This is a genomic window from Streptomyces sp. UNOC14_S4 (genome assembly GCF_020740835.1).
Lineage (GTDB): Bacteria > Actinomycetota > Actinomycetes > Streptomycetales > Streptomycetaceae > Streptomyces.
In genome coordinates, this window is sequence record NZ_JAINFC010000251.1 from 1 (window position 1) to 10,723 (window position 10,723).

Annotated in this window: 11 protein-coding genes; 7 read left to right on the forward strand and 4 right to left on the reverse strand. The window is 72.5% G+C overall.

Annotated features, from left to right (window positions below; all coding sequences use genetic code 11):
* Positions 1 to 266 precede the first annotated feature (266 nt).
* The gene (locus K6I34_RS21820) at positions 267 to 758 is read right to left on the reverse strand and encodes a YbjN domain-containing protein (protein WP_229328017.1); all 492 of its coding nucleotides are present in this window, start codon (positions 756 to 758) and stop codon (positions 267 to 269) included.
* Positions 751 to 2,112: a D-inositol-3-phosphate glycosyltransferase gene (mshA, locus tag K6I34_RS21825; protein WP_374230983.1), complete on the reverse strand. Its 1,362-nt coding sequence runs from the start codon at positions 2,110 to 2,112 to the stop codon at positions 751 to 753. The genes K6I34_RS21820 and mshA overlap by 8 nt, the downstream gene beginning before the upstream one ends.
* 120 nt (positions 2,113 to 2,232) lie before the next feature.
* Here mshA and K6I34_RS21830 point away from each other — a divergent pair, with 120 nt between their 5' ends.
* The 3 genes from K6I34_RS21830 to dmpI all read left to right on the forward strand — a co-directional run bounded on the left by K6I34_RS21830 (position 2,233) and on the right by dmpI (position 4,385).
* Positions 2,233 to 3,045, forward strand: coding sequence for a trans-aconitate 2-methyltransferase (locus K6I34_RS21830; protein ID WP_374230984.1), 813 nt, complete (start codon positions 2,233 to 2,235; stop codon positions 3,043 to 3,045).
* Between the two features lie 144 nt (positions 3,046 to 3,189).
* On the forward strand, positions 3,190 to 4,086 hold the full coding sequence (locus K6I34_RS21835) for a LysR family transcriptional regulator (RefSeq protein WP_229328018.1): 897 nt from the start codon (positions 3,190 to 3,192) through the stop codon (positions 4,084 to 4,086).
* 116 nt (positions 4,087 to 4,202) lie between these two features.
* The gene (dmpI, locus tag K6I34_RS21840) at positions 4,203 to 4,385 is read left to right on the forward strand and encodes a 4-oxalocrotonate tautomerase DmpI (RefSeq protein WP_229328019.1); all 183 of its coding nucleotides are present in this window, start codon (positions 4,203 to 4,205) and stop codon (positions 4,383 to 4,385) included.
* 82 nt (positions 4,386 to 4,467) lie between these two features.
* Here dmpI and K6I34_RS21845 read toward each other — a convergent pair whose 3' ends face one another.
* Positions 4,468 to 5,769 carry an MFS transporter gene (locus K6I34_RS21845; protein WP_229328020.1) on the reverse strand — a complete coding sequence of 434 codons (1,302 nt, stop codon included), beginning with the start codon at positions 5,767 to 5,769 and terminating at the stop codon, positions 4,468 to 4,470.
* Positions 5,770 to 6,004: 235 nt separating this feature from the next.
* Between K6I34_RS21845 and K6I34_RS21850 the strand changes: the two genes are divergently transcribed.
* From K6I34_RS21850 to K6I34_RS21860, 3 genes are all read left to right on the forward strand, one after another.
* Positions 6,005 to 6,766 carry a phosphoglyceromutase gene (locus tag K6I34_RS21850; protein WP_229328021.1) on the forward strand — a complete coding sequence of 254 codons (762 nt, stop codon included), beginning with the start codon at positions 6,005 to 6,007 and terminating at the stop codon, positions 6,764 to 6,766.
* Between the two features lie 170 nt (positions 6,767 to 6,936).
* On the forward strand, positions 6,937 to 7,596 hold the full coding sequence (locus K6I34_RS21855) for a hypothetical protein (protein WP_229328022.1): 660 nt from the start codon (positions 6,937 to 6,939) through the stop codon (positions 7,594 to 7,596).
* A gap of 28 nt (positions 7,597 to 7,624) precedes the next feature.
* Positions 7,625 to 8,317: a class F sortase gene (locus K6I34_RS21860; protein WP_229328023.1), complete on the forward strand. Its 693-nt coding sequence runs from the start codon at positions 7,625 to 7,627 to the stop codon at positions 8,315 to 8,317.
* Between the two features lie 307 nt (positions 8,318 to 8,624).
* Here K6I34_RS21860 and phoU read toward each other — a convergent pair whose 3' ends face one another.
* Complete coding sequence (gene phoU / locus K6I34_RS21865) at positions 8,625 to 9,314, reverse strand: phosphate signaling complex protein PhoU (protein ID WP_229328024.1); 690 nt, start codon at positions 9,312 to 9,314, stop codon at positions 8,625 to 8,627.
* A 189-nt stretch (positions 9,315 to 9,503) separates the two neighbouring features.
* Here phoU and K6I34_RS21870 point away from each other — a divergent pair.
* Positions 9,504 to 10,723, forward strand: a 1,220-nt coding sequence (locus K6I34_RS21870) for a cell wall metabolism sensor histidine kinase WalK (protein WP_229328025.1), incomplete at its 3' end; no start/stop codon positions are given.

Consider the following 10,723-nt stretch of genomic DNA (forward strand, 5'->3'; position numbering starts at 1 on the left):
CCGCCCCCTCCACCGGACGTCGGCTGCCGGTAGGGGGTGTCTTGCGTCCGCTGTCGGCTCTCCGCGCGTCCGGGGGGTGCCCCGTCAGGGGCGCGGGGAACTGCGCGAGCAACCACGCACGGTCCGCAGCCGCCGGACGGGCAAGGGCGACCGAGCTCGTGGGCGGCTTTTAGGGGCGCGGGGAACTGCGCGACAAGCCCCCACCGGGGGCGCACCCGCGCGCGGAGCGCAAACCGCACCCCCGGTAGGCGCGGCCCCAGTAGGGGCTACGTGTCCGACGCGCCTGTCAGGCGCGTGAACGCCTCGAGGTTGCGGGTGGATTCGCCGCGCGCCGTACGCCACGCGTACTCCTTGCGGATCGCGCTCGCGAAGCCCATTTCCAGGAGTGTGTTGAAGCTGCCGTCCGCGTTTTCGAGGACGGTGCCCAGGATGCGGTCGATCTCGTCGGGCGTGACGGCCGCGAGGGGCAGGCGGCCGACGAGGTAGATGTCGCCGAGGCGGTCGGTGGCGTAGGCGACGCCGTAGAGGCGCGTGTTGCGCTCCAGGAGCCAGCGGTGGACGGCCTCGTGGTTCTCGTCCGGGCGGCGTACGACGAAGGCGTTGACGGAGAGCGAGTGCTTGCCGACGACCAGGGAGACGGTGGTCGAGAGCTTGTGGGTGCCCGGGAGTTTGACCACGTACGTGCCGTCGGCCGGGCTCTCCCATTCGAGCCCGGCCTCGCGGAACGTCTGCTCGATGACGGATTTCGCGTCAGACATGCGACGAGCGTAGGCGACGCCGCCGTTCCTGGATCGCCGCGGTGTACACGTCGGCGGTCGCCGCCGCGGTGGCGTCCCAGCCGAAGGAGCGCGCGTGCTGTGCGGCGGCGTCGCCCATCGTCGTCGTCAGTGTCGGCTCATCCGCGAAACGGCGCAGCACGCGCGCGTAGTCGGCGGGGTCGTGGCCCGCGACGAGGAAGCCGCTGACGCCGTCCCGTACGGCCACCGGCAGGCCGCCCACGGCTGCCGCGAGCACCGGCGTGCCGCACGCCTGGGCCTCGGCGGCGACGAGGCCGAAGGACTCGCTGTGCGAGGGCATCACCAGGACGGACGCGGCGCGGTACCAGTCGGCGAGCTGTTCCTGGCCGACCGGCGGGCGGAACCGTACGACGTCGGTGATGCCGAGCTTGGCGGCCAGCTTGTGCAGCTCCTCGGGCTTGGCGAGGCCGCTGCCGCTGGGGCCGCCGACGACGGGGACGACCAGGCGGGTGCGGAGGTCCGGCCGCTCGTCCAGCAGGTGGGCGACCGCGCGCAGCAGGACGTCGGGGGCCTTCAGCGGCTGGATACGTCCGGCGAAGAGCGGGACGAGCGCGTCGGCGGGCAGTCCGAGCCGTTCGCGCGCGGCGGCGCGCCCGTCGGCCGGGGTGAAGCGCTCCAGGTTCACGCCGGGGTGCACGACGGCGACCTTGCCGGGCTCGGCGTCGTAGAACCGGATGAGCTCTTCCGCCTCACCGTCCGTGTTGGCGATCAGCCGGTCGGCGGCCCGGACGATCTGGGTCTCGCCGATCACCCGGGCGGCGGGTTCGGGGGTGTCGCCCGCGGCGAGCGAGGCGTTCTTGACCTTGGCCATGGTGTGCATGGCGTGCACGAGCGGCACGCCCCAGCGCTCGGCCGCGAGCCAGCCGACGTGGCCGGAGAGCCAGTAGTGGGAGTGCACGAGGTCGTAGTGGCCGGGCCGGTGGTCTGCCCAGGCCTGCATCACGCCGTGCGTGAAGGCGCACAGCTGCGCGGGCAGCTCCTCCTTCGCCAGGCCCTCGTACGGCCCGGCGTCGATGTGCCGTACGAGCACGCCCGGGGCCAGCTCCACGGAGGGCGGCAGGGCCCCCGTGGTCGCCCGGGTGAATATCTCGACCTCGATGCCGATCGCGGCGAGCCGCTTCGCGAGCTCCACGATGTAGACGTTCATGCCGCCCGCGTCGCCCGTGCCCGGCTGGTGCAGCGGCGACGTGTGCACGCTGAGCATCGCGATGCGGCGGGGCCGCCGCGCGGCGCCGATACGGCGGAGGGGCGTATGGGCGAGACTGCCGAGCGCGCGGCCGCGGCGGGCGCCGAGCCTGGATGCGTACTGGCTCACCGTACGGGTCCTCCGTCCGCTTTCGGGGCATCAGCGCGTTACACGGGTGCAACACTCCGGAGGCACTCTCCCATTTCCCCTTTACCAAAGTGTGACCCGGGGCGGGCATAAGGTTGATGAGTGGCCAGCCGTACCGTTTCCCGCCCCAGCAGCCGTCCCATAGGGACGGCCACCCGCGGGACGACCAATCCGAACCGGCTGCGCCGCATGGACCGCTGGATAGCTCATACCCACGGTGCCGCCCTGCGGCGCGGCGACGCCCCCATAGCCGTCGACCTCGGCTACGGCGCGGCGCCCTGGACGGCGGTCGAGCTGCTCGGCCGCCTGCGCACCGTCTGCCCGGCGGCGGAGGTCGTCGGGGTGGAGATAGACCCCGCCCGCGTCGCGGCCGCGAAGCCCTACGAGCGGGACGGGCTGTCCTTCGCGCACGGCGGCTTCGAGGTGCCGCTGGCCCCCGGGCGGCGTCCCGCGCTGATACGGGCCGCGAACGTGCTGCGGCAGTACGACGAGGACGAGGTCGTCGCCGTGTGGGAGCGGCTGTGCGCGCGGCTCGCGCCGGGTGGGCTGCTCGTCGAGGGCACGTGCGACGAGATAGGGCGGCGGCACGTGTGGGTCGCCCTCGGCCCGGAGGGGCCGCGCACGATCACCTTCGCGGCCCGGCTCGGCTCGCTGGACACGCCGTCGGACCTGGCCGAGCGCCTGCCGAAGGCACTCATCCACCGGAACGTCCCCGGCGAGCCCGTGCACGCCTTCCTGCGCGACTTCGACCGGGCGTGGGCGGCGGCGGCCCCGTACTCGGCGCTCAGCGCGCGCCAGCGCTGGATACGCACCGCGACGGCGCTGCGTGCGGACTGGCCGGTCACGGACGGGGTGACGCGGTGGCGGCAGGGGGAGCTCACGGTGCGGTGGGAGGTGTTGGCGCCGCGCGGCTGAGCGGGGCGCCTACGGCCGCGCGGCTGACCGGGGCGCCTACGGGGGTGCCTCTGCGCTTGGCGCGCGGCTGCGGGTCGCGTCGTGGCTTGTCGCGCAGTTCCCCGCGCCCCTTATGGGGGGCACCGCCTTCCTAGAGTGTCCCCCGTGGAAATACGCCAAGTTCGGTACTTCGTCGTGGTCGCCGAGGAGTTGCACTTCGGGCGGGCCGCGGAGCGGTTGCACATCGTGCAGTCCGCCGTCAGTCAGCAGGTGCGGCGGCTGGAGCGGGAGCTCGGCGTCGAACTCTTCGACCGGTCGCCCCGGCACGTGCGGCTGACCGGGGCAGGGGCGCGGTTCCTGCCCGCGGCACGCGAGCTGCTCGTGGCGGAGGAACGGGCCCGTGCCGCCGTCGCCGGGTTCGCCGGGCGGGCGGCCCGCGCGCTGCGGCTCGGGACCAGCGCCGGGCTCGGCGCCCATCTGGACCGGCTGCTGGACGTGTTCGCGGCCACCGCGCCCGACGTCCCCGTGGAGCTGGTCTCCGCCCCCGCGCGGCAGCGGACCGAGATGGTGGCGTCCGGGGACCTGGACGCGGCCTTCGTACGGGGCGGCATGACGGCGCCCGGCCTGCGGGTCGTTCCCGTGTGGCGTGATCCCCTGGTGGCCGTGCTGCCGTCCGCCCACCCGCTCGCGGACGCGCCGGACGTCGCCCTGGCCGATCTGGCCGCCCTGCCGCTGCGGCTCCCGCCCCGGCGCGACATCCCGGCCCTGGTCGACCTCGTCGTCACCGCCTGCCACGACGCCGGTTTCGAGCCCGTGCCCGGGCCGCTCTCGCACACCCTCCAGGACACCCTCGCCGGGATCGGCAGTGGGGAGCCGACGTGGACCGTCGCCTACGCCGCGCACGCGGACCAGCTCCGCACCACGCGCGTGGCGTTCCTGCCCTTCCGTGGCTCCGGGCTGCGCCTGCCCACGGGGCTTGCCGTACGCCCGGAGGTCATGTCCCCCGAGCTCTCCCTCCTCGTCGAGGCGTGCCGGCCGGCGGGCGACGATCTGCGTCCGTGATCGCTGCGAGTGCGGACTGCTTCTTGGTGCGCGCCCGCCGGAGCGATGGACTGGGGACATGCCGGTGAGCGCCCCGGAAAGGCCGGGGACGCCGCCTCGCACAAGGGAGTACGGCCATGCCCGTCGTCACCGTCCACCAGGGTCCGCGCAGCACCGAGCTCAAGCGGGAGCTCGTCCAGCGGATCACCGACTCGTTCGTGGACGCGTATCAGATACCTGCGGAGAGTGTGCAGGTGTGGATCCACGAGGTGCCGACGGACAGCTGGGGTGTTGGGGGCAAGCTGACTGCGGATAAGTGACCGGGGCGGTGGTCGCCTTGGGTGCGCCTACGGAGGGCTTCCTGCGCTCGGCGTGCGGCTGCGGGCCGGTGGCCGGGTGCGCCTACTGGGGCGCGGCTTGCGCTCGGCGCGCGTCCGCGGGTCGCGTCGTGGCCGGTCGCGCGGTTCCCCGCGCCCCTGACGGGCCCTGGTCCTCCGCGGGGAGGCTCCGCATCAGGAGCCAGTAGCCCAGGGCCGCCACCGTGCCCACTGCCGCGCACCCCGCCCACAGCGTTCGCGGGCCGAAGGTGTCGATGACCCAGCCGCTCGTCAGGGGGGCCAGCAGTGCCGCGGCCGACCAGGACAGTGTGAACATGCCCTGGTAGCGGCCGCGGCCCTCGACGGGGGAGAGGCGGACGACGAGGCCCATCTGGGTGGGGGAGTTGACGATCTCCGCGAGCGTCCAGACGGCCACGGTCAGCATAAAGAGCGCGACCGAGCCGGCGAAGGCGGTGAGCGCCATTCCGTAGCCCGCCAGCAGCGCGGAGGCGATGAGCAGGCGGCGCGGGTCGCGGTGCTCGATGAAGCGGGTCACGGGGATCTGCAGGGCCACGATCAGGACACCGTTGACGGCCATGGTCAGCCCGTAGTCGCTGGTCGAGAAGCCGCTCCTGGACATCGCCACGGGCAGTGCCACCGAGGACTGGAGGAAGATCACGGCGAGCAGGAAGGACAGCCCGACGACGCCCATGAAGCGCCCGTCGCGCAGGACCGTGCCCAGGCTGACCGACGGGGTGTCCTTCGCGGCGGCCGGGCCGGCCGGGCCGGCCGTGGGCCGGGACTCCGGCAGCTTGGCGAAGACGACGAGGGCGCACACCAGGGTCATCGCCGCCTCGATCAGGAACCCCGCCCGGTAGCTGTACTGGGCGATGAGACCCGCCGCCACCGAGGAGAGCGCGTAACCGAGGTTGATGGCCCAGTAGTTGAGGGAGAAGGCCCGCACCCGGTCCGCCGTGGGCACGATGTCCGCCATCATGGCCGAGACGGCGGGGCGCGAGGCGTTGCTCGCCATGCCCACCAGGAAGGCGACGGCCGCGATGGCCACCTGGCCCTGGACGAAGGCCAGCAGCGCCACCGACAGGGCGTTGGACGTCTGGGCGATCAGCAGGGTGGGTCTGCGTCCGAGGCGGTCGGTCATCACGCCCGCGCCGAGCGAGGAGACGACGCTGCCGAGCCCGTGCAGCGCGGCCACCAGCCCCGCGTACGAGGCGGAGTAGCCCTGGTCCACGGTCAGGTAGAGGGTCAGGAAGATCGAGACGAAGATCCCGAGCCGGTTGATCAGTGTCGTGGTCCACAGCCACCAGAACTCCCGGGGCAGCCCCGACACGCTCTCTCGCGCGGCGCGTCTGACGCTCGCTACGGACATTCCCCGACCCCCGCTGTGTAAGTGTCTCCTGCGATCAACGCAACTTACTCAGGAGGGCGTTCCGGGCGCCACTGGATTGACGGCCGCCGTCAATCCGCCATGTCAGCCGCCGCGTCAACCGCCATGTCAGCCGCCATGTCAGCCGCCATGTCAGCCGCCGTGTCGGCGGCGTCGGCCACCCCTACCACGGGCACGGCGGGCGGCGCTACCCCCACCGTCGATTACGCTCATGTGCATGGCCGACGCACCGTACAAGCTGATCCTCCTCCGCCACGGCGAGAGCGAGTGGAACGCCAAGAACCTGTTCACCGGCTGGGTGGACGTCAACCTGAACGAGAAGGGCGAGAAGGAGGCGGTCCGGGGCGGTGAGCTGCTCAAGGACGCCGGCCTGCTCCCCGACGTGGTCCACACCTCCCTGCAGAAGCGCGCCATCCGCACCGCGCAGCTCGCGCTGGAGGCCGCCGACCGCCACTGGATCCCGGTCCACCGCTCCTGGCGGCTGAACGAGCGCCACTACGGCGCCCTCCAGGGCAAGGACAAGGCCCAGACCCTGGCCGAGTTCGGCGAGGAGCAGTTCATGCTCTGGCGCCGTTCGTACGACACCCCGCCGCCCGCCCTCGAGGACGGCACCGAATTCTCGCAGAGCGACGACCCGCGCTACGCCTCCATCCCGAGCGAGCTGCGCCCGCGCACCGAGTGCCTCAAGGACGTCGTCGCGCGCATGCTGCCGTACTGGTACGACGGCATCGTCCCGGACCTGCTGGCGGGCCGCACGGTCCTCGTCGCCGCGCACGGCAACAGCCTCCGCGCCCTGGTCAAGCACCTCGACGGCATCTCCGACGCCGACATCGCGGGCCTGAACATCCCGACCGGCATCCCGCTCGCCTACGAGCTCGACGCCGACTTCCGTCCCGTCAAGCCGGGCGGCACCTACCTCGACCCGGAGGCCGCCAAGGCCGCCATCGAGGCCGTGAAGAACCAGGGCAAGAAGAAGTAACGCCCCCCGCGTAAGGCCCCTCACCCGCGGTTTCCCGTGGGTGAGGGGCCTTTCGCATGGGAGCGCCATGGTGACGCAGAGCAAGTTGGTCACCGATTGGAGCAAGATGGACACGGTGCGGATGCGATAGCTGAGTAGCCGGGTGAGCCTCTTGTCAAGGAGGTAACACCATGAGTTCAATCCGTACCGCTCTGTGCGGCGCCGCGGTGGTCGCGGCCTGCGCGGTGCCCGCCGCACCTGCCTACGCTTCGGGCAGCCTCGGCGATCTGGCCGTCCCCGCCGCGAAGGCGGCACCGGCCACCGGCCACGACCGTGACTGCGACGAGTGCGACGACCATGACGGCTGGGGTCATGACCGTCATGACCACGACGGCCGCCACGACGGGCGTCACGACCGCGACGACGACTGCGACGACGACGGCTGGGGCCACGACGGCCACGACGGCTGGGGTCACGACGGCCGTCACGACGGCCGCGAGGACCACGGGCGCCATGACCACGACGGCCGTCACGACCACGACGGACGGGAGGACCACGGCCGCCACGACCACGACGGGCGTCACGACCACGAGGGCCGCGAGGACCACGGGCGCCATGACCACGACGGGCGTCACGACGGCCGTCACGACCACGAGGGGCGTCACGACCACGACGGCCGCGAGCACCGGCCGCACGGGCACGCCCACGCGGGTGGCGGCGCGACCGCGCTGATGGCCTCCTCGACGGAGTCCGGCACCGACACCCCCGTTCTCATCCTGGCCGCGGGAGCGACGGCCGGCATAGCCGGTGGCATGTTCTGGTACCGCCGCCGGGCCGCCGCCAACAAGTGACGGGATAGCGAACAGGTGAACAGGTGACATGTCAGAACCGCGCACAGGTGGCTTCACTACGCGCCTGCTGACAGGGGTGGCCTGGGCGGCCGTGCTGCTCGCCCTGTGCCTGTGCGGCAGTGGTGACACCGACGAGCCCACGGTCAAGGCCCGTAGGACCGGCGGCACCACGGCCAAGAGCCACCCTCCCGCGCACGGCCTGCCCCCGGCACACGAACCGCTGCCGGGGGCGGGCCCTCAGGGTCTGGCCATCAAGGCCATGGGGCTCAAGGCCCCCATCGAGGGCCACGGCCTCGACGCCCAGGGCGGGGTGGAGGCACCCCCGTACGAGCGGGCCAACGCCGTGTCCTGGTACCAGGACGGACCCGAGCCCGGCAGCCCGGGCGTCGCCGTCCTCGTCGGGCATGTGGACACCACGCAGGCCCCGGCCGTCTTCTTCGAGCTGAGCAACATCAAGCCCGGCCAGAAGGTCAACGTCTCCCGGGCCGACGGCTCCACGGCGGAGTTCACGGTCGAGGAGGTCGCGCTCGTCCCGAACGACCACTGGGACGACGACAAGGTCTACGGGCCGCACGACCAGAACGACCCCGACCGCGCCGAGCTCCGGCTCATCACGTGCGGCGGCGACTACGACAAGGCCGCGCACACCTACAAGGCGAACGTCGTCGTCTACGCCTACCTCACGGGCAGCGAGGAGCGGATGCGCGCCCCGCTGGCGTGAGCGACGCGCAGGAAGGGCCTCCGGCCGGATACGGAGAACCGGCCGGAGGCCCCTTCATGAGTGATGCGCCCTCGGTCGGTCAGCTGCAGCCGCCGCCGCAGTTGCAGGAGCCGCCGTTCTGGCAGCCGCAGGAGCAGCCGGGACCACAGGTGCAGCCCGCCGCAGGGGCGTGGGTGTGGGTCATATGCGGTACCTCCTCGAAGGTGGTCTGCTGGACCTCAGTCAAGGGCTGTCCGCTTAGGCCGTCAATGCCCCTCGGGTACGTATGTACGGGCGTGTGGGGGGCGTGCAGAAGCACGCGCCCGCGTCACGCGCCGTCCACTGCGCCCGTACGCCCCTCGCCCTGCGTCAGCTCGTCCGCGTGCTCGCCGGTGACCAGGTAGACGACCCGCTTGGCGACGGAGACCGCGTGGTCGGCGAAGCGCTCGTAGTAGCGCCCCAGCAGCGTCACGTCGACGGCCGTCTCGATGCCGTGCTGCCAGCGGTCGTCCATCAGGTGCTGGAAGAGCGCGCGGTGCAGCAGGTCCATCGCGTCGTCGTCCTGCTCCAGCTGGAGCGCCAGGTCGACGTCCTTGGTGATGATCACCTCGCCCGCCTTGGCCATCAGGCGCTGCGCGAGCTGGCCCATCTCCAGGATCGTGGCGTGCAGGTCGCGCGGCACCGCGGACTCCGGGAACCGCAGCCTGCCCAGCTTGGCCACGTGCTGCGCGAGGTCGCCGGAGCGCTCCAGGTCCGCGCTCATCCGCAGGGAGGTCACCACGATCCGCAGATCGGTGGCGACCGGCTGCTGGCGCGCCAGCAGCGCGATGGCACGGGCCTCCAGGTCCCGCTGGAGGTCGTCGACCTTGGCATCGGCGGCGATCACCGACTCCGCCAGTTTGAGATCCGCGTCGAGGATCGCCGTGGTGGCGCGCCCGATCGCGGAGCCCACCAGCCGGGCCATCTCGACCAGGCCCTCGCCGATCGAATCCAGCTCCTCGTGGTACGCGTCCCGCATCCTGACCTTCTCTCCGAGTGAACGGTGGCTCTTGCCCACCGGCGTCACCCACGTTCCGGCCGGAACGCTACGGCTCGCAGCCCCCGGGGTTAACCGGCACCGTCGTCAAGGTGAACTCTCGGCAACGTATGTTCGAGAGGGCCCTCTTTTGGCTGTGGAGCTGTCATCGGCCCCGCATAACCTTGACTCATGAACGTGAACGCGGCCGTCGCCGCAGCGGCAGCGATCGCCGGGTTGTGCACCGGCGTGATCGCCATGCTGGCGTTCCGCTGGAGCGAGCGCGACCAGGCGCGGCCGACCCGCAGCTCACTCCACACGGACGCGGTGCTGCCCCCCGGCGTGGACACCGTGCTCTCCGTGCTGCGCTCCTCCGCCGTCGTCCTCGACGAGGCCGACTCCGTGGTCAAGGCCAGCTCCGCGGCGTACGCCCTCGGGCTGGTCCGCGGCGGCAAGCTGGCCGTCGAGCCGATGCTCCAGATGGCCCGGGACACCCGCCGCGACGGCGAGATACGCCAGGTCGAGCTGGACCTCCCGCGGCGCGGCAGCGGGCGCGGCGACGCCCTCGCCGTCTCCGCCCGGGTCGCCCCGCTCGGCTCCCGGCTGGTGCTGCTGCTGGTGGAGGACCTCACCGAGGCCCGGCGCATCGAGGCCGTCCGGCGTGACTTCGTCGCCAATGTCAGCCACGAGCTCAAGACCCCCGTCGGCGCGCTCTCCCTGCTCTCCGAGGCCGTCATGGACGCCGCGGAGGACCCCGAGGCCGTCAACCGCTTCGCGGGCCGCATGCAGATAGAGGCGACCCGGCTCACCAACCTGGTCCAGGAGCTCATCGACCTCTCACGGGTGCAGAACGACGACCCCCTGGAGGACTCCGAGCCCGTCCGGGTGGACGAGCTCGTCGCCGAGGCCATCGACCGCTGCCGCCACCAGGCGGGCACCAAGCAGATCACCATCGCCGCGGGCGGCACCGCCGACCTGCACGTCTGGGGCAACCGCGGCCAGCTCGCCGCCGCCCTGGGCAACCTCGTCGAGAACGCCGTCAACTACAGTCCGGCCCGCACCCGCGTCGGCATCGCGGCCCGGCACATCACCGCCCCCGGTGGCGACCTCATCGAGATCGCCGTCACCGACCAGGGCATCGGCATCTCGGAGAAGGACCGCGAGCGCATCTTCGAGCGCTTCTACCGCGTCGACCCCGCCCGCTCGCGCGCCACCGGCGGCACCGGCCTCGGCCTCGCCATCGTCAAGCACGTGGCCGCCTCGCACGGCGGGGAGGTCACGGTGTGGAGCGCCGAGGGCCAGGGCTCCACCTTCACGCTGCGGCTCCCCGAGGCGGGCTCGGTCCGGGACCGCGACCGCCGCGGGCCGCGCGGCGCCGACACCTCCCTCATCGGCGGCCCCCTCCCCACCTC

Bases quoted from the DNA above. Each gene is read 5' to 3' on its own strand.
- K6I34_RS21820 (WP_229328017.1), bottom strand. From the start codon at position 758: ATGTCTGACGCGAAATCCGTCATCGAGCAGACGTTCCGCGAGGCCGGG.
- phoU (WP_229328024.1), bottom strand. From the start codon at position 9,314: ATGCGGGACGCGTACCACGAGGAGCTGGATTCGATCGGCGAGGGCCTG.
- K6I34_RS21860 (WP_229328023.1), top strand. From the start codon at position 7,625: ATGTCAGAACCGCGCACAGGTGGCTTCACTACGCGCCTGCTGACAGGG.
- K6I34_RS21855 (WP_229328022.1), top strand. From the start codon at position 6,937: ATGAGTTCAATCCGTACCGCTCTGTGCGGCGCCGCGGTGGTCGCGGCC.
- dmpI (WP_229328019.1), top strand. From the start codon at position 4,203: ATGCCCGTCGTCACCGTCCACCAGGGTCCGCGCAGCACCGAGCTCAAG.
- K6I34_RS21850 (WP_229328021.1), top strand. From the start codon at position 6,005: ATGGCCGACGCACCGTACAAGCTGATCCTCCTCCGCCACGGCGAGAGC.
- K6I34_RS21845 (WP_229328020.1), bottom strand. From the start codon at position 5,769: ATGTCCGTAGCGAGCGTCAGACGCGCCGCGCGAGAGAGCGTGTCGGGG.